The sequence below is a fragment of the Sediminihabitans luteus genome, assembly GCF_002797595.1.
Taxonomy (GTDB): Bacteria; Actinomycetota; Actinomycetes; order Actinomycetales; family Cellulomonadaceae; genus Paraoerskovia; species Paraoerskovia lutea.
This window is the reverse complement of sequence record NZ_PGFE01000001.1, coordinates 1,232,355-1,252,117: the sequence shown is the minus strand read 5'-3', so window position 1 is coordinate 1,252,117 and position 19,763 is coordinate 1,232,355. Positions and strand designations below refer to the sequence as shown.

Annotated in this window: 21 protein-coding genes; 13 read left to right on the top strand and 8 right to left on the bottom strand. The window is 75.2% G+C overall.

The window, feature by feature from the left end; all coding sequences use genetic code 11:
* The first annotated feature begins 64 nt into the window (after positions 1 to 64).
* The gene (locus CLV28_RS05875; protein ID WP_203968207.1) at positions 65 to 1,426 is read left to right on the top strand and encodes a DUF916 domain-containing protein; all 1,362 of its coding nucleotides are present in this window, start codon (positions 65 to 67) and stop codon (positions 1,424 to 1,426) included.
* The gene (locus tag CLV28_RS05870; protein WP_100422236.1) at positions 1,423 to 2,115 is read left to right on the top strand and encodes a hypothetical protein; all 693 of its coding nucleotides are present in this window, start codon (positions 1,423 to 1,425) and stop codon (positions 2,113 to 2,115) included. The genes CLV28_RS05875 and CLV28_RS05870 overlap by 4 nt, the downstream gene beginning before the upstream one ends.
* 123 nt (positions 2,116 to 2,238) lie before the next feature.
* Here CLV28_RS05870 and CLV28_RS05865 read toward each other — a convergent pair whose 3' ends face one another.
* On the bottom strand, positions 2,239 to 2,721 hold the full coding sequence (locus CLV28_RS05865; RefSeq protein WP_100422235.1) for a hypothetical protein: 483 nt from the start codon (positions 2,719 to 2,721) through the stop codon (positions 2,239 to 2,241).
* A 327-nt stretch (positions 2,722 to 3,048) separates the two neighbouring features.
* Between CLV28_RS05865 and CLV28_RS05860 the strand changes: the two genes are divergently transcribed.
* The gene (locus tag CLV28_RS05860; RefSeq protein WP_100422234.1) at positions 3,049 to 3,558 is read left to right on the top strand and encodes an FBP domain-containing protein; all 510 of its coding nucleotides are present in this window, start codon (positions 3,049 to 3,051) and stop codon (positions 3,556 to 3,558) included.
* An 83-nt stretch (positions 3,559 to 3,641) separates the two neighbouring features.
* Positions 3,642 to 4,367 (top strand): tyrosine-protein phosphatase, encoded by a 726-nt coding sequence (locus tag CLV28_RS05855; protein ID WP_100422233.1) that lies wholly within the window; start codon positions 3,642 to 3,644, stop codon positions 4,365 to 4,367.
* Between the two features lie 85 nt (positions 4,368 to 4,452).
* Here CLV28_RS05855 and CLV28_RS05850 read toward each other — a convergent pair whose 3' ends face one another.
* From CLV28_RS05850 to CLV28_RS05840, 3 genes are all read right to left on the bottom strand, one after another.
* Entirely contained in the window at positions 4,453 to 4,863 is a 411-nt protein-coding gene (locus CLV28_RS05850) for a hypothetical protein (protein WP_100422232.1), read from the bottom strand.
* Positions 4,864 to 5,005: 142 nt separating this feature from the next.
* Complete coding sequence (locus CLV28_RS05845; protein WP_100422231.1) at positions 5,006 to 6,880, bottom strand: alkyl/aryl-sulfatase; 1,875 nt, start codon at positions 6,878 to 6,880, stop codon at positions 5,006 to 5,008.
* 83 nt (positions 6,881 to 6,963) lie between these two features.
* Positions 6,964 to 7,959, bottom strand: a complete 996-nt coding sequence (locus tag CLV28_RS05840; protein ID WP_100422230.1) for a class I SAM-dependent methyltransferase — start codon at positions 7,957 to 7,959, stop codon at positions 6,964 to 6,966.
* A gap of 48 nt (positions 7,960 to 8,007) precedes the next feature.
* On the opposite strand from CLV28_RS05840, the gene CLV28_RS05835 reads away from it, so the two are divergent.
* On the top strand, positions 8,008 to 8,658 hold the full coding sequence (locus CLV28_RS05835) for a helix-turn-helix transcriptional regulator (protein WP_100422229.1): 651 nt from the start codon (positions 8,008 to 8,010) through the stop codon (positions 8,656 to 8,658).
* Between the two features lie 90 nt (positions 8,659 to 8,748).
* On the opposite strand, the gene CLV28_RS05830 is transcribed toward CLV28_RS05835, so the two are convergent.
* On the bottom strand, positions 8,749 to 9,108 hold the full coding sequence (locus CLV28_RS05830; RefSeq protein WP_100422228.1) for a VOC family protein: 360 nt from the start codon (positions 9,106 to 9,108) through the stop codon (positions 8,749 to 8,751).
* 19 nt (positions 9,109 to 9,127) lie between these two features.
* Positions 9,128 to 9,370, bottom strand: a complete 243-nt coding sequence (locus tag CLV28_RS05825; protein WP_100422453.1) for an acylphosphatase — start codon at positions 9,368 to 9,370, stop codon at positions 9,128 to 9,130.
* An 81-nt stretch (positions 9,371 to 9,451) separates the two neighbouring features.
* Between CLV28_RS05825 and CLV28_RS05820 the strand changes: the two genes are divergently transcribed.
* The gene (locus tag CLV28_RS05820) at positions 9,452 to 9,757 is read left to right on the top strand and encodes a WhiB family transcriptional regulator (RefSeq protein WP_100422227.1); all 306 of its coding nucleotides are present in this window, start codon (positions 9,452 to 9,454) and stop codon (positions 9,755 to 9,757) included.
* Positions 9,758 to 9,759: 2 nt separating this feature from the next.
* Here the strand turns inward: CLV28_RS05820 and CLV28_RS05815 are convergent, their stop codons facing one another.
* Positions 9,760 to 11,622: a cation:proton antiporter gene (locus CLV28_RS05815; RefSeq protein ID WP_100422226.1), complete on the bottom strand. Its 1,863-nt coding sequence runs from the start codon at positions 11,620 to 11,622 to the stop codon at positions 9,760 to 9,762.
* Between the two features lie 158 nt (positions 11,623 to 11,780).
* Between CLV28_RS05815 and pdxH the strand changes: the two genes are divergently transcribed.
* The 7 genes from pdxH (at position 11,781) to CLV28_RS05780 (ending at position 18,236) form a co-directional block, all read left to right on the top strand.
* Positions 11,781 to 12,473, top strand: a complete 693-nt coding sequence (pdxH, locus tag CLV28_RS05810) for a pyridoxamine 5'-phosphate oxidase (RefSeq protein WP_100422452.1) — start codon at positions 11,781 to 11,783, stop codon at positions 12,471 to 12,473.
* An 89-nt stretch (positions 12,474 to 12,562) separates the two neighbouring features.
* Positions 12,563 to 13,060, top strand: a complete 498-nt coding sequence (locus CLV28_RS05805; RefSeq protein ID WP_100422225.1) for a DUF1269 domain-containing protein — start codon at positions 12,563 to 12,565, stop codon at positions 13,058 to 13,060.
* The gene (locus CLV28_RS05800; protein ID WP_100422224.1) at positions 13,057 to 13,572 is read left to right on the top strand and encodes a mycothiol transferase; all 516 of its coding nucleotides are present in this window, start codon (positions 13,057 to 13,059) and stop codon (positions 13,570 to 13,572) included. The genes CLV28_RS05805 and CLV28_RS05800 overlap by 4 nt, the downstream gene beginning before the upstream one ends.
* A 135-nt stretch (positions 13,573 to 13,707) precedes the next feature.
* Positions 13,708 to 14,301, top strand: coding sequence for a GNAT family N-acetyltransferase (locus CLV28_RS05795; protein WP_100422223.1), 594 nt, complete (start codon positions 13,708 to 13,710; stop codon positions 14,299 to 14,301).
* Between the two features lie 155 nt (positions 14,302 to 14,456).
* Positions 14,457 to 15,071 (top strand): YitT family protein, encoded by a 615-nt coding sequence (locus CLV28_RS05790; RefSeq protein WP_100422222.1) that lies wholly within the window; start codon positions 14,457 to 14,459, stop codon positions 15,069 to 15,071.
* Between the two features lie 58 nt (positions 15,072 to 15,129).
* Positions 15,130 to 16,590, top strand: coding sequence for a PQQ-binding-like beta-propeller repeat protein (locus CLV28_RS15455; protein WP_157802524.1), 1,461 nt, complete (start codon positions 15,130 to 15,132; stop codon positions 16,588 to 16,590).
* A 47-nt stretch (positions 16,591 to 16,637) separates the two neighbouring features.
* The gene (locus tag CLV28_RS05780) at positions 16,638 to 18,236 is read left to right on the top strand and encodes an outer membrane protein assembly factor BamB family protein (protein WP_100422221.1); all 1,599 of its coding nucleotides are present in this window, start codon (positions 16,638 to 16,640) and stop codon (positions 18,234 to 18,236) included.
* A 37-nt stretch (positions 18,237 to 18,273) separates the two neighbouring features.
* On the opposite strand, the gene CLV28_RS05775 is transcribed toward CLV28_RS05780, so the two are convergent.
* Positions 18,274 to 19,659: an NYN domain-containing protein gene (locus CLV28_RS05775; protein WP_157802523.1), complete on the bottom strand. Its 1,386-nt coding sequence runs from the start codon at positions 19,657 to 19,659 to the stop codon at positions 18,274 to 18,276.
* Positions 19,660 to 19,763: the final 104 nt, after the last annotated feature.

Genomic DNA, 19,763 nt, shown 5'->3' with positions numbered 1-19,763 from the left:
CCGCCCGGTCCGACGAAGAGGTTCACCCATGCCCGCCCCGCACCACCGCCCACCATCCGTCCGGATGCCGCACCTCTGGATGCCGCACCTCCGGATGCCGCACCTCCGGATGCCGCACGTCGGGACGGCGCTCGTCAGGACGCCGCGCGCCGCCCTCGTGGCCGCGATCGCGGGCGTCCTGCTCGTGCTCGTCGCCCCGGGCCCCGCGTCCGCCGTCCCTGCCCCTGCGAGTGACCTTGCCGCGACGGAGGTTGACGCGACGGTCGTTGCTGCGACGGACCCTGACGCGACGGACCCTGACGCGACGGCCACCCACGTGACCTGGGGCGTGCGGACGGCGTCCGGCGACCTCGGCGCCGACCGGCAGAACTACACCCACGAGCTCGACCCGGGCGAGAGCGTGACCGACGCGGTCGTCGTGACCAACCACGACGACACCCCTCTCGACCTCGACCTCTACGGCGCCGACGGCTTCACGACCGCCGCGGGCCAGCTCGACGTGGCCGGGCCCGACGTCGACCCCGTCGGCCTCGCGGCCTGGTTCACGGCCGCGACGGACCACGTCACGATCGAGCCGGGCGAGTCCCTCCAGGTGGACTTCGCGCTCACCGTGCCGGACGACGCGCAGCCCGGCGACTACGCGGGCGCGGTCGTCACGTCGCTGGGCAGCACCGACGCCGCGGGCGTGAGCGTCGACCGCCGGCTCGGGGTGCGCATCCACCTGCGCGTCTCGGGCGCGCTGACCCCAGCGCTCGCGGTCGAGGACCTCGCCGTGACGTACGACGGCACGGTCAACCCGTTCGCGCCCGGCGTCGCGACGGTCACCTACACGGTGCGGAACACGGGCAACGCGCGGCTCGCGGCGGGGCAGGACGTGCGCGTCGGCGGACCGTGGGGGCTCGCGAGCGTGCAGGCCGAGGCCGCGGACGTGCCCGAGCTGCTGCCCGGGGAGTCGTGGCCCGTGCGCGTCGAGGTCGCGGGCGCGTGGCCGCTCGTGCGGCTCGGTGCGACGGTGACGCTCGACCCGACCTTGCCGGGGTCCGAGGGCGCTGGCTCCGTGGGCGCTGGGTCTGACGGCGCTGGGTCCGCCGGCGCTGGGTCTGACGGCGCGCGTGTCGCGGACGTCGTCGCGACCGCGTCCGGCTGGGCGGTGCCGTGGACGGTGCTGCTGCTCGTGGGTGGTGCCGTGGGTGCGCTGCTGCTCGCGCGACGTCGGCGCCGGCTCCGGGGCGCCGCCGAGGAGGCTCGCGTGGCCGCCGCGGTCGAGGAGGCGGTCGCCGCGCTGCGCGCCACCGACGCGACCGACGACGCGAACCCTGCCGACGCGAACCCTGCCGACCAGGGCGGTCCTGTCCCGGACGTCACTGTCCCGGACGTCACTGGGTCGAGCGATACCGCCGAGCACGGCGTCGCGGTCAGATCGTGAAGCCCGCGAACCGGTGGGCGACGGCCGGGGGAGCGCTCGTGCTCGGCCTCGCCCTCGCGGGGTGCGGCGCGGGCACGAGTCCCGTCGCGTTTGACCCCGCGCGCCCCGGCACCGTCGAGAGCACCCTCGCGGACCCGGCCCAGCCCGACCCCGGACCGGCCGCGCCCGTCCCCGGGGCGACGCTCGCGCCGTCCGACGTCGACAAACTCGCCGGGGCAGCACCTGCGGGCGGGGTAGCGGCGGGCCTCGAGCTCGTCGTCGCGCTCCCGGCTGCGCCCGACGCGGCGACGTCGGTGCTCGCCGACGCGGTCGACGACTGGGCCGCGGCCCACGACGCGACGACGCGACCCGTCGTCGTCCGCTCGTTCGACGACCTGCAGGCCGTCGCGGACGACGCGACGGACGCGATCGTCGTCGTGCCGGGCGACGCGTTGGTCGACGAGGTCGACGTGGTCTCGGCGCAGAACCTCGGCGTGCCGTTCCTGATGCTCGGCGCGCAGGTGCTCGAGCCGACGGACAACGTCACCGCGGTCGTGTGGTCGGGCGCGAGCTCGCGCGGGTCGGCCGCGGCGGCGGACCAGCCGTCGGACGACGCGTCGGTGACCCCGGCCCGGGCTGCCGAGGCGGTCGAGGTCGGGACGCGCGGCGTCCTGCGGGGCGTGCAGGGCGTCGTGGTCGCGCTCGGCTGACCCACAGCGCCCCCCGAACCCGCGAGCGTCACGTCCTGGCCCGCTCGCGGGCCCGGGAGGGGGCCGGAACGTGACGTTCGCAGGATGCGGTGCGGTGCGGTGCGGTGCAGGGTCGCGTGCGGCTCAGGCGGGAACGAGCACGTGCGCGTCGAACGCGCGCCGCAGGGTCCCGTTGAGCGCGAAGCCGAACAGCAGCCGCCCGCGGAACGTGTGGATCTCGCCCGTCGAGAGGTCGACGAGCACACGCTGCGTGCGCACCGCGAACTCGACCTTGGGCTTGACCTGCGCGGCGGCGACGGCCTCGGGCGTGACCTGGTCGGCGACGACGACCGCGAACGCCCCGATCCCGGACTGCGCGCCCCGCAGCGCTCCCGTGCGCCCGCGCGAGAACTGCGAGACGTCGCGCGTCCACGCGGCGATGTTCTCGGGCGTCGGGTCGAGGTGCGCCATCGCGGTCACGACGTGGATGCGGCTCATCGCGGGCAGCGCGAACGTGCGCTGGTAGCCCACGAGCGCATCCACGGGGCCCACGGCCTCGTGGGTGACCTCGCACCCGGCGTCGGTCAGGCGGGTGGCGGCGGACTCGAGGTACTCGGCAGGCGTCATGCGCCGGAGAGTAGCGGGTCGCGAGAGTCACGAACAGGCCCTGTCCGAGGCCCGGGAAGGGGCCCGGACGTGACGCCCGCGGGGGTCGAGGCGTAGCGTGGTGAGGTCGCACACCGGTGCGGCACGGACCAAGGAGCAGCTGTGCGATCGATCGGCACGGGAACGGTGGTGGCCCGGCGGGCCTGCACACCAGCGCCCCGCCCCGTCGCCGCGACCCGCTGACCCCCTCGGGGTGTCGGACGACGGTCGCGGGGCTCAGCCCTACCCCGACCCTGGCACGGCCCACCACACCGCGGCCGCGCCGTCCTGCACCGGAAGCCGAGAACCATGAACCCCCTGGACGACAAGCAGATCCGCGCCGCCTTCGTGAACGCGTCGCGCCGTGAGGCCAACCAGGCCACCCTCCCCGACCTCGACGAGGTCGACTGGGAGAACATCGAGTACCTCGGGTGGCACGACCGCAAGGCGCCGCTCGCGTCGTACGTCGTGCTCGAGATCGACGGCGAGGCCGTCGCCGTGATGCTGCGCTCCGACGACGCCAAGACCGGTCGGGCGCGCCGCAAGGCCGTGTGCGCGTGGTGCGAGGACGTGGTCGTGACCGACGACGTCTCGCTGTACGTCGCGCGTCGCGGGGGCGCGTCGGGCAAGCGCGGCAACACGATCGGGACGCTCATCTGCACCGACTTCGGGTGCTCGCGCAACGTGCGGCGCACCCCCACGCGCGCCGAGGCCGGCAGCGACGTCGAGGCCGTGCGCGACGTGATCCGCGAGCGGCGCGTCGCGGGCCTGGTCGAGCGGTCCACACGGTTCGTGGGCGAGGTGCTGAGCACGCGCTGACGGCTGCGGGTCGTCAGGCTCGTCGCGCTCGTCGCGCCTAGGGTGGGTCCCGGCGCGACGGGCGCGCCCGGACGGAGGCACGCATGACCGGCACGTTCCTGCTCGACGGGCTCGCGAACCTGCGCGACGTGGGCGGCATCCCGGCGGGCGACCGCACGATCCGTCCCGGGGTGCTGTACCGCGCGGACTCGCTCGCGGCGCTCACGCCCGCCGGGCGCGCGCAGCTCGCGGCGAGCAGCATCGGCGCGGTCGTCGACATGCGCAGCTCGACCGAGGTGCTGGCCTCACCGGGCTGGGCGCCCGACGCCCCGCACCCGCGGCTGCACCCGATGCCCATGCTCGAGGGGGCCGTGCAGCAGCTCGCGACCATGCCGACGCTCGAGGGCGTCTACCGCGACCTGCTGCAGGGTGCGGGCGAGCAGTTCGTGCAGGTCGCGCGCCTCGTCGTCGAGACCGCGCCCGAGGGCGTGCTGGTGCACTGCACGGCGGGCAAGGACCGCACCGGGGTCGCGACGGCGCTCCTGCTGCTCGCGGTCGGGGCCGACCGCGAGGCGGTGCTCGCCGACTACGCGCTCTCGAGCGACAACCTCGACGGCCCGTGGATGGAGCGCACGTCGGCGGCGGTGCGGGCCGCGGGTGCCGAGCTCACGCCCGCGCTCGTCGAGCTGCTCGGCGGCACCGACCCCGTGGGGCTCGACCGGGTGCTCGCCGAGGTCGAGGAGCAGCACGGGAGCGTGCTCGGCTACCTCCGGGCGCACGGCCTCACGGACGCCGAGGCCGAGGGGCTGCAGGAGCGGCTGCTCGCCTGACGGCTTCAGCGGTTCAGGGGCTCAGAGACTCAGCGGTTCAGAGACTCAGCGGTTCAGAGGCGCGGCGATTCTGTGGGCCAGCGGTTCAGCGCGCCTGGCCGAGGTGCGAGCCCTTCGCGAGCGCGAGGGCGAGCACGCGCGCCCGGGCGCCGCTGGCCCGCCAGCCGACGACCTTCTCGCGGTGCACGACCGTGCCGTCGAGCGACACGTCGACGGGCCACGGGCGCCGGAACGCGACGCGGCCGATCCACACGAGCGGCAGCAGGAGCAGCAGCAGGAGCATCTCGCTGAGCATGATCACGAGCACGACGATCACGGGGACGGCGAGGATCAGCCCGATCACGAGCAGGATCGTGCCGAGGATCCCGAACTCGTCGAGGTCGCCGAAGTCGAACGACGGCAGGTCCATCCCTTCGGGGGTGCGGACCTTGCGCCGCCACGGCCACACACGGCGGCGGACGACGTACTCACGGCTGTCGGGAGCGGTGACCTTCACGGCGGTGAGCCTAACGTCCCCGCGCCCGGTCGGGCCTCGCGTCCCACGGGGATCCCCGCCACGGGATCACGTGTGCACGGGCGGCACCGGCACGGGTGGCACCCTCAGGGGGAAGGCCGCCCGCGACGGTGCCGCCCAGCCCTCAGGGCTCGACGATCGCGAAGTCGGGGTCGCCCTGCACGAGCACCCCGAGCAGCGCGCCGAGCACGCCCTGGTCGCCGTCGACGTCGACGCCGGGCGACGTCGTGTCGCCCCCGAGCAGCGCGAGCAGGCGCGTCTTGGTCACGCTGACGGTCGCCTGGGCGCTCGCGGCGTCGGGCGTGCGCTCGCGGTGCACGAGCACGCCGTTGCGGAGCGTGACGCGGTGGTTCCGGTCGATGTCGGTGAACGTCAGGTCGAAGACCAGGTCGAGGTCCCACGCGCGCGGCCCGTCGACCGAGATCGCGATCGAGTCGAGCAGCTGGGTGGGGCTGAGCCGCGCGACGATCTCGGGGGCGTCGCTCCGCAAGGGGGTGCCGAAGTTCGCGACGCGCAGCTCGGTCGCGCCCGAGAGGTAGAAGTTGCGCCACGTGCCGTTCTCGGCGCCGTAGGCGAGCTGCTCGAGCGTGTCGGCGTAGAGCTCGCGGGCGCCCGCGTGATCCTTGTCCGCGAAGACCGCGTGGTCGAGCAGGGTCGCGGCCCACCGCAGGTCGCCCTCGTCGAAGGCCTCCTGCGCGACCTCGACGACCCGGTCGATCCCGCCGATGGCCTTGACGTACCGCTCGGAGAGCGGCTTGGGCGGGTGCGGCCACAGCCGTGCGGGGTTGCCGTCGAACCAGCCCATGTACCGCTGGTAGATGGCCTTGACGTTGTGGCTCACGGAGCCGTAGTAGCCGCGCGCGTGCCAGGCGTTCTCGAGCGCGGGCGGGAGCGTGATCTCCTCGGCGATCTCTGTGCCGGTCATACCCTGGTTGAGCATGCGCAGGGTCTGGTCGTGCAGGTAGGCGTACAGGTCGCGCTGGAGGCCGAGGTACTCGCGCAGCTCGTCGTTGCCCCACGTCGGCCAGTGGTGCGACGCGAACACGACGTCGACGCCGTCGGCGTAGCGGTCGATCGCCTCGGTCAGGTACTGCGACCACACGTGGGGGTCGCGCACGAGGGCGCCGCGCAGCGTGAGCAGGTTGTGGAGCGTGTGCGTCGCGTTCTCGGCCATGCACAGCGCGCGGTAGCGCGGCAGCACGAAGTGCATCTCGGCGGGGGCCTCGGTGCCGGGGGCCATCTGGAACTCGATCTCGAGGCCGTCGATCGTGTGCACCTCGCCGGTCTCGCGCACCGTGAGGTTCGGGTCGACGATCCCGGGGGCACCGGTCGACGTGGTCTGGCCGAGCCCGGCACCGACCTGGCCGCGCGGTCCGCGGGCGAGCGCCGCGCCGTACATGTACCCGGCGCGGCGGCCCATCGCGGTGCCCGCGTAGACGTTCTCGGCGACGGAGTGCTCGACGAACTCCTCGGGCGCGACGACGGTGACCTTCCCGGCGGCGACGTCCGCGGGGTCGACGACGCCGAGCACACCGCCGAAGTGGTCGATGTGGCTGTGCGAGAAGATCACGCCGACCACGGGGCGGTCGCCGCGGTGCTCGCGGTACAGGGCGAGCGCCGCGGCGGCGGTCTCGGCGGAGATGAGCGGGTCGACGACCACGACGCCCGTGTCGGACTCGAGGAACGACACGTTCGACAGGTCGAGCCCGCGCACCTGGTAGATGCCCTCGACGACCTCGTACAGGCCCTGGCGGGCGACGAGCTGCGACTGGCGCCACAGGCTCGGGTTGACCGTGTCGGGCGCGTCGCCGTCGAGGAAGGCGTACGTGTCGGCGTCCCACACGACGTTCCCCGCGGCGTCGTGCACGACCCCCGGCTCGAGCGCGCCGAGGAACCCGCGGTCGGCGGCCTCGACGTCGCGCACGTCGTCGAACGGGAGCCGGTCCCGGATCTCCTGCTGCTGGCGGCGGATGTGCGCGCCGGCGTCCTTCTGGTCCATCGGGTTGCTCCTCGTTCTCGAGTCGGGTGCCTGCAGGAGCAACGTATGGCCGGGGGTCGGGGTCCGCGACCGGGGTCGCCGGCTCAGCCGCTGCGCCGGGCGGCCCACGCCGTGCGGGTGCCGCGCACCAGGAGGTCGTCGCGCTGCGCGACGCCGAGCGGCCCGTCCCCGAGCAGCGTCGCGAGTGCGGCGCGGTCGTCCGGGTCGAGCGCGTCACCCACCGCGGCCGCGGTCCGGGCGAGGTTCGCGTGCGCGTAGCGCGCGAGCGCGGGCTGGGTGGCGGACGACGCATCCGGGGTCGCGGTGCGGCGCGCGGTCTCGTGCCACCCCGTCGCGGCGAGGGTCGGGGTCCAGTCGGGGTGCGCGTCCATGTCGCCGTGCGCGACCGTGACCAGAGCCTGCAGCCGCGCCTCGAGGCCGGGGCGGCCGACCCCGGGGTCGTCGGGCAGGAACGTCGGGCGGGCGTCCATCTCGACCACGACGAGCAGCCCGTCGGGAGCCACGACGTCGTGCAGGCGCCGGAACCCCGCCGCCGGGTCGGCGAGGTGGTGCATCGACATCGACGCCCACACGAGGTCGAACGGGCCGGTGAACGCGTCGTCGCGGGGCCAGCGGCCGTCGTCCGCGACCGTGTCGAGGTCGTAGGCCACGGTGCGGACGCGGTCGGCGACGCCGTCCGCGAAGGCGCGGGCGCGCGTGCGGGCGAGCATCTGCGGCGACGCGTCGACGGCGGTCACCTCGGCGCGCGGGAACCGGTGCGCGAGGGCGAGGGTGCCGGTCCCGGTGCCCGCGCCGAGGTCGAGCACGCGGCGGGTCGCAGCGCCCGCGCGCAGGTCGAGGGCCCAGGCGGTGTGCTGGTCGAGGAGGTCGGCCAGCACGACCGCGTCGAGGTCGAGGAGCTCGGCGAGGTCTGCGTCGTCGTGGGCGGTGTCGTCATGGGCGGCGTGATGGTGATCGGCGCCATCGTGGCTGTGGCTGTGGCTGTGGCTGTGGCTGTGGTTGTGGCTGTGGTTGTGGCTGTCGGCGTGGGCGTGGGCGTGGGCCGACCCGGGGTTCTCGTGGCTCTCGGAGTGCGTCATGGGTCCAGCCTAGGACGGATTCTGCCTCTGAGGCATAGACTCTTGCGCATGGCGCAAGAATCCGCACCGACTCCCGAGCAGCCGCAGCGCGACCCGGTCGGCAGGGTCCACGGAGAGCACGACCCCGTCGACCATGACGCCCTCGTCCGGCACCGCATCCGCGCCCTGCGCGTCGCCCGCGGGTGGTCGCTCGACGCGCTCGCCGCGCGCTGCGACCTGAGCCCGTCGACGCTCAGCCGCATCGAGACCGGCCACCGGCGCATCGCCCTCGACCAGCTCGTCCCGCTGGCCCGCGCGCTCGGCACGACGCTCGACCAGCTCGTCGAGGCGGCGGACGACGCGGTCGTGATCCGACCGCACCGGCACGAGGCCCGCGGCACGACCGTCTGGACCCTCGCGAGCGAGCAGGGGCCCTGGGGGCTCACGGTCGCCCGGATGCGCATCACCGCACCGCCGCCGCCCGCCGGGTCGGCCGGACTCGGCGTGCACCCCGGGCGCGACTGGTTCACGGTGCTCTCCGGCACCGCGGTGCTGCGTCTCGGCGACCGCACGCTCGTCGTCGAGGAGGGCAGCTCGGCCGAGTTCTCGACCATGACGCCGCACGCGTTCGGCGCGCTCGGCGACCCGGTCGAGATCCTCGTGATCCTCAGCCGGGACGGGGAGCACGCGCACCTGGAACGCCCGTCGTCCGACGACTGACCCCCGCGCCGGCCGCACCCTCGACATCGGACGCACCCCGCGCCGTCAGACCCCCGCGCCCGACGCACCCGCGCCGTCCGACGCCCGCGCTCAGCCCCAGCAGAGGCAGAACGGGTGGCCCGCCGGGTCGGCGTACACCTGGAACCCGCGCGGGGTCGAGGTGTCGGCGGCCTGGAGCAGGCGGGCACCGAGCGCGAGCGCCTCGTCGTGCGCGGCGGCCGGGTCGTCGACGTACAGGTCGACGTGCGCCTGCTGCGGCGCGCCGTCGGGCCAGTCCGGCGGCACGAGGTCGGGCGCGAGCTGGAACGCGATGCGCGGCGAGCCGTCCACGAGCACGGTGTGCCAGTCGTCCTCGGCCGCGACGGTGCCGCCCAGCAGGCCCGCCCAGAAGCGGCTCTCGGCGGGCAGGTCCGGGGCGTCGAGGACGGTGATCTGTCGGGTGATCCTCATGCTGCCAGTCTGACCGCGCTCACTCGTCCCGCACGTCGACGCGCTCGACCCGGCCGGGCGTGCCTCCGCCGTGCAGCCACGTCACGAACGCGTCGACCGCCGGCCGCGGGCCACGCGCCTCGACGTGCACCGTGCCGTCTCCGTGGTTGACCGCCTCGCCGTCGATCCCGAGCCCCGCGAGCCGCTCGCGCGCCGCCCACCGGAACCCGACGCCCTGCACCTCGCCGTGCACGACCGCCCGCACCGACCGTTCGTCCGTCATCGCGACCACCTCCGGCTCCCATCATGCATCCGTGCGGCCGTTCGCGACCGAACACCAGGTGTACCCACGCGAGGAGGCACCATGACCACAGAGTCCAGCCGACGCCGCGACAGCGACCTGGCCGCGCTCGTCGAGCACCTCGACGCCCTCGAGGGCGCCGGACGTCGCGTGCCCTGCCGCGCCGGGAGCGTCACGAGCACCGCGATCTGGACCTCGGACGACCCCGTCGAGCAGGAGGTCGCGGCGCAGCGCTGCGCGGGGTGCCCGGCGCTCGCGTCGTGCGGGGCGTTCGGGCTCGCGCACCCGCGCGAGCTCGGGGTCTGGGGAGGGCGGACGGCGCACGCGCGGCGTCGTCGGCCGCGCTTCGACCCGTCCGTGGCGGCCTGACGTCAGCCGCGCATCTCGGTGCTGATCTGGTCGGCGTCCAGCACGTCGAGCGCCGACTGCAGCGCGGCCGAGCTGAACACCCCCAGCGAGCGTGCGTCGAGCAGGGCCGCGCGCTGCGCCTCGATCACGCGCAGGCGCAGCGTGCGGTACTGCGTCGCGTACTCCTGCGCGGCCTCGGGCGAGGGCGGGCGGAGGTCGCGCGCGCCGTCCGACCCCGTGCCGGGTCGTGACACCGGTCCCGACCCCGTGGCCACGGCGGTCCCCGGGGCGCCGGCGGGGGCGTCGTCTGCGGGGCTCGCGTCGTCGCCGGGGCTCGCGTCGTCGCCGGGGCCCGTGCCGTCCCCGGGGCCGTCGTCCGCCGGGGCGTCGTCCGCGTCGTCCGACCGCTTGTCGATCTTGCGGCGCACGCGGTCCACGATCCGGGGGTCCCAGCGCGAGCCCGCGTCGCGGGCGGCCTCCTCGAGCACGGTCCAGGAGGCCCGGCGCATGAGCGTGACCAGCTCGCCGCGCTCCGCGTCGTCCGACCACGTGCCACCGCCGATCCCGAGGCGCCGCACGACCCAGGGCAGCGTGCCGCCCTGGACGAACAGCGTGCCGATCGCGACGACGAACGCGATGAGCAACAGGTACGGGCGCTGCGGGGTGTCGAGGGGGAGCGTCTGCGCGGCCGCGACGGTGACGGCGCCGCGCATCCCGGCCCACACGAGCACGGTGCCCTCGCGCCAGCCGAGCGGCACGGCCGCGAGGTAGTCGATGTCCGCGACCTTGCGCCGCACGCGGCGGCGGGCGTGCTCGATGCGCTCGGCGGGGGCGTCGCTCGTCGCGAGCCGCTGCTTGAGCGCGGGCAGGCCCTCCCGGATGGCCTCGCCGCGGCGGCGCTGGCGGCGCGCCGTCCACAGCAGGTTGGCGACGTACCCGGCGCGCAGCGCGACGATCGCGACCGCGGCGACCAGGCCGATCCCGAGGGCCGCCCAGCTGCTGCTCTCCGACGCGCGCACGTCGTCGACGGTGCCGATGAGCTCGTACCCGACGAGCAGGAACACCGCGCCCTCGAGGACGAGCTGGACGGTGCCCCAGTTCGCGCGCTCCGCGATGCGGTCCTGCGGCCGCAGGAACCGCGTCGCGCCCCTGCCCGTGACGATGCCCGCCGTCACGGCCGCGACGAGGCCCGACGCGCCCAGGTGCTCGGCGGGCAGGTACGCGATGTACGGCGCGACGAACGACACCGCGGTGCTCGCCGCGTCGTTGCGCACCGCGTGCCGCACCCGCAGGTTCAGCGCCCCGACCACGAGGCCGATCGCGGCGGCGATCACGACCGAGACGACGAAGTCCCACGCGACGCCCAGGAGGCTCACGCTCACGGCCGTGGCCGCGACGGCCGAGCGCAGCAGCACGAGCGCCGACGCGTCGTTGAGCAGGCTCTCGCCCTCGAGCACCGCGACGATGCGCGGCGAGACGCCGAGGCTCTTGACGATCTGCGTCGCGACGGCGTCGGTCGGGCTCACGACGGCCCCGAGCGCGATGCCGAGCGCGAGCGGGATGCCGGGCACGAGCCACCAGAACAGGAACCCGAGCACGACCGAGCTCACGACCACCAGCACCACGGACAGCCCGCTGATCGCGGCGAAGTCCCGGCGGAACTCCATGGTCGGCATCGACACCGCGGTCGCGTACAGCAGCGGCGGCAGCACCCCCGCGAGGATCACCTCGGGGCCGAGGTCGACCACGGGCATGCCCGGCACGAGGCTCGCGAGGATCCCCACCGCGACGAGGATCAGCGGTGCCGCGACGCGCGTGCGGGGCGCGAGCGCCGTCACCGCGACGATGCACAGCACCCCGCCGACCGCCATGAGCGCGTAGTCCACCAGGGTCTCCCTTCCCGGCGCCGGCCCGGCACGGGCCGGGGGCTCCCGGACGGCGCGGACGTGACGTGCCTACGCTGCCAGGAGTGCGCCCCGACCGCGACGGCACGACGGCGCGACACCACGGCCGCCGCGACACCACGCGTGGCTACGCTGACGCCATGAGCCCGGCCGACAGCCCGATCCTGCGCACCGACTACACCGGCGACGGCCTCGACGAGGCCGACCTCCTGCCCACGCCGCTCGCCCAGGTGCGCGCCTGGGTCGCCGCCGCGCAGGCCCGGCAGGCCGCGCAGGGTGACGTGCCCGAGCCGACCGCCCTGTCGGTCGCGACGGTCGACGCGGCCGGGGCGCCCGACGTCCGCACGGTGCTCATGCGGTTCCTGGACGCGCGCGGGCCCGGGTTCGTCACGGACCTGCGCTCGGCCAAAGGCCGCGAGATCGGGGGGAACGCGGCGGTCGCGGCGTCGCTCACGTGGCCGTCGATGTTCCGTGCCGTGCGGTTCCGGGGGAGTGCCGTCGAGATCGGGCGCGGCGAGGTCGCCGAGTACTTCGCGGGCCGCCCGTGGGGGTCGCGGATCAGTGCGTGGGCGTCGCACCAGTCCGCCCCGACGGCCTCGCGCGCCGAGCTCGAGGCCGCCTACGCGGCCGTCGCCGCGCGCCACCCCGACACCGGGTCGCCCGACGACGTGCCCCTGCCCGACCACTGGGGCGGGTGGCGCATCACCTGCACCGAGGTCGAGCTGTGGGCCGGACGCCGCAACCGGCTGCACGACCGGATCGTGCTGACCCGCGTCGGCGAGGGCGGGCTCGACGACGCCGACGCGTGGTCGGTGGGGCGCCGTCAGCCCTGAGGCCGCCGTTGCCGCCTCGCGTGGCCGGTCGCCCGGGCCGCGGGCATGATCGGACGCGAGCAGGGGCGCCCGACGACGAAGGAGTGCGCATGGCCAGGTTCACGGTGTGGAAGTTCGACGACCCGGAGGGCGCGGACGTCGCCGCCGGGATCCTCAAGCGCGCCGCCTCCGAGGGGCTGGTCACGGTCGTCGACCACGTCGTCGTCTCGTGGCCCGAGGGCGACGGTCGCCCGTCGACCCACCACAGCCACGACGACACGGTGCGCGGCACCGGGTGGGGGGCGTTCTGGGGCATGCTGCTCGGCGCGCTGTTCTTCCTGCCGCTCGTGGGCGCGGCGGCGGGCGCCGCGGTCGGCGGCATCAGCAAGGCCCTCAACGGCATGGGCATCACCGACGACCAGCTCGACGCGGTGCGCGAGCAGGTCACGCCGGGCACGTCCGCGCTGTTCCTGATCAACGAGGTGGGCGACCCGGACCTGCTCGGCGAGCGGTTCCACGGGGTGCGCGCGACGCTCGTCGCGACCAACCTGACCGACGCCGAGCGTGACCTGCTGCTCCAGACCTTCGGCGGCGGGCCGGTGCGATGAGCGGCGTCGCGACGCTCCAGGACCTCTTCGGGCGCATCGTCCCCGCCGTCACGGCCACCGTCGACGGGCTCGACGACGACGCGCTGACCGCCCGCCTCGACCCGGCCGCGAACACCCTCGCCTGGCTCGCGTGGCACGTCGCGCGTGAGCAGGACGTGCAGGTCGCGGCCGCGGTGGGTCGTGAGCAGGTGTGGACGGCGCAGGGCTGGGCCCGGCGGTTCGACCTGCCGTTCGACGACGCGGCCATGGGCTACGGCCACACCGCGGACGACGTCGCCGCGGTCCGCGCCCCCGCCGACCTCCTCGTGGGGTACCTGCGGGCGGTCGGGGACGAGTCGGCCGAGGTGCTCGCCGACCTCGACGACGCGGCCCTCGACGAGGTCGTCGACGAGCGCTGGGACCCGCCCGTGACGCTCGGCGTGCGGCTCGTGAGCGTCGCCGTCGACGCCCTGGAGCACGCGGGCCAGGCCGCGTACCTGCGCGGCGTGCTCGAACGCACGGGCCGGGCGTGAACCGCCCGCGCCGCCCACCGCTGCCCGCTGCCCGCCCGGCCCACCGCCGAACGCGCGATCCGTACCGCTCTGGGGCGAAAACCCGTCACGGATGGCGCGTTCGGCGGTGGGGGCGTGAGCCGATAGCGTGACCGCGTGCCCTCCCTCGTCGCGCCGGTCGTCGCCCCCGGAACCCTGAGCTCGCGCGCGCAGCCGCACCTGTGCACCACGACCCCGACGGGCGCGGTCCTCGACCTGCGCCCCTGGGTAGCGGACGACGCCCCCGCGGTCGCGGCCGTGTACGACGACCCGGCCGTGCAGCGGTGGCACGTGCGCAGCATGACGCTGCCAGAGGCCCGGGCGTGGGTCGTCGCGCGTGGCGACCTGTGGACGACCGAGTCGGGTGCCGAGTGGGCGGTCACGGCGGGCGGCGAGCTCGTCGGCCGGTGCGGCCTGAACTACCTCGACCTCGACGCGGGCGTCGGCACGGTCGCGTACTGGGTCGCCCCTGCGGCCCGGCGCCGCGGGATCGCGACCGCCGCGCTGCGCGCGGTCGTGCGGTGGGCCTTCGACGAGGCCGGGCTCCAGCGACTCGTGCTCGACCACTCGACGCACAACGCGGCGTCCTGCACCGTCGCCGAGGGTGCAGGCTTCGCGTGCGAGGGCACCGAGCGGGCGTCGGTCCGCCACGCGGACGGGTGGCACGACATGCACCGGCACGCGCTGCTGCGCACCGACGACCCCCGCTGACTGCCCCACCGTCCCACCGCCGAACGTGCGATCCGTACCGCTCTGAGGCGAAAATCCGTGACGGATGGCGCGTTCGGCGGTGGGGGCAGTGCGTGCCAGGATGGTTGCCGCCCGCACCACCCCCGCCGGGCACGCACCGCTGAGGAGAACCACCCATGACCTCGCCCGCCCCCGCGGACCTCAAGCACAGCCTGCTCGAGGACGCGCTCGGCATCCTCACCGGGACGTTCGTCGTCTCGTTGGGGCTGTTCCTGCTGCACTCGGTCGGCGCCGTCACGGGCGGTACCGCGGGCCTGTCGCTCCTGCTCGGGTACACCGTCGACGTGCCGTTCGGGGTGCTGTTCGCGCTGGTCAACCTGCCGTTCTTCCTGCTCGCGATCAGCAAGAAGGGCTGGGACTTCACGATCCGCTCCGGGATCTCGATCGCGATCGTCTCGACCCTCAGCTCGCTGCACCCGGCGATGTTCGGCGACCTCGAGCTGCCCACCGCATACGGCGTGCTCGCCGGCAACGTGCTCGCGGGAGTGGGCCTGCTCATCCTGTTCCGGCACCGCTCGAGCCTCGGCGGGTTCAACATCGTCGCGCTGATCCTGCAGGAGCGCGCGGGGCTGCGCGCCGGGTACGTGCAGATGGTGCTCGACGGCCTCGTGGTGCTCGCGTCGTTCGCCGTGGTCGACCCCGGCACCGTGCTGATCTCGGCCGGCGGGGCCGTGCTGCTCAACCTGATCCTCGCGATGAACCACCGCCCCGGGCGGTACCAGGGGTACTGACCCGACCGCTCACCGGAGGCCGCGACGCGGCGGGCGGCTGGATCGGTACCCTCGCGGCATGACGAGGCGGCAGGGGAGACGAGACCGCGACCACGTGGTCCTCGAGTTCGACACGGTCGAGCCGGACGACGCTCACCCGCCGGCCGCCGCGCCCGCCGAGGAATCGCGCGTGGCCGCGCGGGCCGGACGACGCAGGGTCCGCTGGTGGCTGGCCGGTCTGGTCGTGGTCGGCGTCGTCGGGGCCATGGCGGCGGCGGACCGGTGGCACGAACGATCGGTCGAGGACCGTCTCGCGGACTCCGAGGGAGGGGTCACGTCGCTCGGCCCCGCGCCGTCCGTGCTCTGGACGACGGACGGCGTGGGCGACGTCGCGATGCAGCGCTGGGACGAGACCACGCTCCTCGTCGGCACCGAGGTCGTCGCGATCGACCCGGGCACGGGGGAGGAGCGGTGGACCGCACGGCTGGGCAAGGAGCCCGCGTGCGGATCCCCCACGACCGTCGACGGGTCGTGGACGCGCACGCTCACGTGCGTGTCGACGGTCGACGGGGACGCGACGGCCACCGTGCTCGACGACCGCGGTAGGACGCTCGGCGAGCGTACGTTCGAGGACGTCGCAGGCGTGGCCGCCGTCGCCGGCGACGGCGTGGTCGCCGAGATCCGCCGGGTCGACGGCCCCGGGAGCATCACGGTGCCCCGGGTATCCGTCGACGGTGCGACCCGGGGCCTGGCCACGGTGCGCGCGGTCGAGGTCACGATCCGCGACGTGCGCGCCGGCGAGGCGCTCGCCGTCACCCGGGTCGACCCGACGCCGCAGGACCAGGCGTGCCCGGGCGAGACCACCGCCGCTCCAGGAGTCGAGGACGACGGCAGGGTGCTCGTGCTCGCCGACTGCGGGCTCGACGCGTACCTCTCGCCCACGGGGGTCCGGCTCGACGACCCCGAGGTCCCTGGCGACAGCGTGGTCGCGCTCGGCGACGGGACGTCCCAGCGACGCGCGTCGGCCGGGTCGTGGGGCGCGGTCGTCGACGCCGACGGGGCCGAGGTCTGGCGGCCGGAGGGGGAGGTGCTGCGGCCCGTCGCGTCGGACGGCGCGTCGCGCGACGTCGTGCTGGTGCGCGAGCCGTCGGGGGTGGTCAAGGCGTTCGACGGCTCGCACCGTGAGCTGTGGTCGAGGACGGTGAGCGGCGCGACGCTGCTCGTCCAGGCGTCGGGCACCGTGGTGATGAGCGGGCCGACCAGCATCGTCGCGCTCGACCTCGACGACGGCGACGAGGTCTGGAGGCTCCCGATGCGCGCCGACACGTTCGTCGCCGGCGGGCTCACGGACGGCGAGCACGCGATCGTGCGCACCGCGACGTCGAACGGCGGCCCGCCCACGAACGGACGGCTCGCCGCGCTGCGGCTCGAGAGCGGATCGGCGGACTGGACGGTCCCGATCGAGGGTGACGCCGTGCTGACGGCGGTCGACGGCGCCGTTCTCCTGCTGGTGGACGGGGCGTTGGAGCGCCTGGGCTGAGCACCGACCGGCGGTCGCGCGCCACCCGCAGGGACTAGGCTCGACACGTGGCACACCGGCGTCGGCACCAGCACGAGGACGAGACGGTGGTGTTCGAGCTCGTCGACACCGCGTCCGAACCGCCGCGCGACGCGACCGGCCCGGACGGGCCGGTCGGCGAGGACGTGGCGGACGCCGCCGGGCCGGGGGAAGCCCCCGCTGACGCCCGGCGCAGTAGCCGACGCCGCACCGTCCCGCGCTGGGCCCTGGTCGCGGGGGCGCTCGGGATCGTCGGCGTCCTGTTCACGGGCGCGCGCCTGCACTCGCAGCACCTCGAGGCGCAGCGGGTCGCCGCGCCCGGCGGGCTGCTCCCGATGTCCACCGCCCCGGCGTCGCTCTGGTCGGCCCCGGCCGACGTCGGGTCGACCCTCCTCGCGTGGGACGACCTCGCGCTCGTCGTCGGTGACGGCGTGCGCGCCCTCGACCCGGCCACAGGCGAGGTGCGCTGGCAGGCAGACCTCGGCACCGCGACGCAGTGCGGTGACCCCGAGCGGGCGGGCGAGGAGCGCTGGTCGGACCAGCTCGTGTGCCTGGCCGGCGAGGCCGACGCCCGCGAGGTCGTGGTCCTGGACCGCGACGGGGAGGTCGTCGCGCAGCGCAGCGTCGACGCGGACCCGACCGACCTCGCCGCGACCGTGTTCGGCGACCTCCTGGTCTCGGCCACGCGGCTCGGGGAGCCTGTTCCTGTGGAGAAGCTCGACGAGGTCCAGGTCGCGGCGCTCACGGGCGAGATCGACGGCCTCGCGAGCAGGCTCCGGCCGCGCGACGTCCGCGTCGTGTTCGAGGACGCGAGGTCCGGAGAGGTCGTCGAGGAGACCGTCCTCGAGGCGGGCGGGGACCTGACCGCGTGCGTGGTGGTCAACGACGGCCTCGACTCGATCGAGGTCGAGCCCGACCGTCTCGACGTCTCCCAGGGGCCGGCGACGATCCGCGTCTCCGGGTGCGGCGTGGGCGGCACCTTCGGCCTGGACGGGCGGCCGTTCGAGGGCGGCGAGGTCCAGGAGGTGCGGCCGCTGGGCGACGGGAAGGTCGTGCTGACGGGCTCGCAGGGCCGGTCGACGGTCGTGGACGCGGCCGGCGAGACCCTGTGGGACCCCGACGGCACGATCCTCGAACCGATGGCCTCCGACGGCACCGCGGACGCGACCACGCTCGTCTCCAAGCCGGGGAGCGTCATCAACGGCGCGCTGCGCGCGTTCGACAGTGACCGTGAGCCCCTCTGGTCGTCGGGGGACGGCGTGTGGCAGGTGCTCGTCCAGACGGCGGGGACGGCGGTCGTCGTCCGCTCGCCCGACGTCGTCGGGATCGACCTCACGACCGGCGACGAGCTGTGGACGACCGAGTCGCCCGAGGACGGATTCATCGACGCCGCCTACACCGACGGGACGCACGCGATCGTGCGCATCCTGCGCTACCGGGAGTCCGAGTCGGACGACCCGTCCACCCCGTGGGGCTCGGACGTGACCGCGACCCTCGTCGCGTGGGACCTCGCCGACGGCTCGCGCGCATGGTCCGTGCGGCTGACCGACGGGTACGGTGACGCGCCCCTCGCGATCGACGGCTCGCTCGTCGTCAAGCAGGAAGGCACGGTGTCGCGCCTCGGCTGACGGTCCCGGATGCCCAGGACCGTCAGCCGCGCGTCGGTCAGTCGTCGAGCAGACCGCCGCCGACCCAGGCGCGCAGCGCCGCGACGTCGCCCGGGCTCAGGTCCATGCGCGCCCCCCGGCACAGCCCGACCACGTGGTCCGCGTACGCGGCCGCGAGCTCGGCCGCGCTCGGGCCGTCGCCGAGGGTGACGTCGGCGTAGAGCACGCCCGAGATCACGAAGTTCACGGTCGAGCGGCCCACGGGCGCGCCCGCCTCCTGGCACGCGTCCCGGACGCGCCGCGACGTCGCGGCACGGTCGAACGGGTGCGCGGCGACGTCGTCCGCGAGGGCCGTGAGCAGCGCCCGGTAGTTCTGCGGGCTCAGGCCGGGGACGTCCGTGACCGCGGTGACCTGGCGCTGGAGCGCGCTCGGGTCGGTGTCGGTCGTGGCGCCCGGGATGTCGGCCTCGCCGAAGCGCGCCGGGTCCCACACGTGGCCCGGCGGGCGCGAGGAGACTCCGACCTCGGGCACCTCGTGCGCGAGCCACGCCGCGAACCCGCCCGTGCCGGCCCAGTCGGAGCCGGCGAGCGCCGGGTCGGCCTTCTGCGCGACCTGCGCGACGGCGCCGAGCGTGAGCGGCCGGTCGGCGGCGCGCACGCGCTTGAGCACGACGGCCCGGGCGGGGGAGAACGGCAGCAGCTCGAAGTCGTCGGCCGCGGGTGCCGGGGCGGGGGCTTCCGTCCCGGCGGGCGTCGTCTCGGCCGCGGACGTCGCAGCCGGCGGCTCGGCCTTGGCGTGGCCCTGGCCTTGGCCGCGGCCGCGCGATCCGCCCGACCGGCCGCGCGAGGTGCGCGCCGGGGCGGGCTGCGCCACGGGGGCGTCGTCGAGCACGCCCGCGGTGCCCGTGACGAGCTCGGCGAGGTCGTCGGCCGTGATGACGGTGTCCGCGACGGCGCGGTAGGCGCTCGCGGCGGGGCTCGCGGTGATGATGGTGACGCGGCGGTCGTCGGCGCGGCAGCGCTGGAGCAGGGGCGTGAAGTCGGCGTCGGCCGAGACGATCACGAACTCCTCGTAGCGGGTGTCGGCCGCGAGCGCGTCGACGGCGTCGAGCACGAGGTTGATGTCGGCGGACGACTTGCCCTGCTGCGTGAGCGACGGGCAGTCGACGACCTGGAACCCGGCGCGCGTGAAGTTGGGTCGGAACTGCGAGAAGACCGACGGGTTGAGGTAGCACGAGCGCACGAGGAACCGTCGCGTGAAGTCGCCGTCGGCGTCGGTGCCCGTCTCGAGCTCGGCGAGCCAGTGCCCGGGGTCGGTCGCGAACGCCTCCGCGGCGGCCGGGTCGAGCCGGCGCAGCCCGATGTACACGTTGTCGAAGTCGACGAACATCGCGGCGCGGAGGTTGCGCGTGCTCTCGGTCGGTCCTGCGGTAGTCGTGGTCACGCGACCCATCATCCTCGCCCGCGCGGTGCGCCGCGTCCGGGGGTGCGTGCGGGGCGGTCACCATGCCGCGAGCCTCACCGCTGACGAGGAAGTCGCGCCCTCGC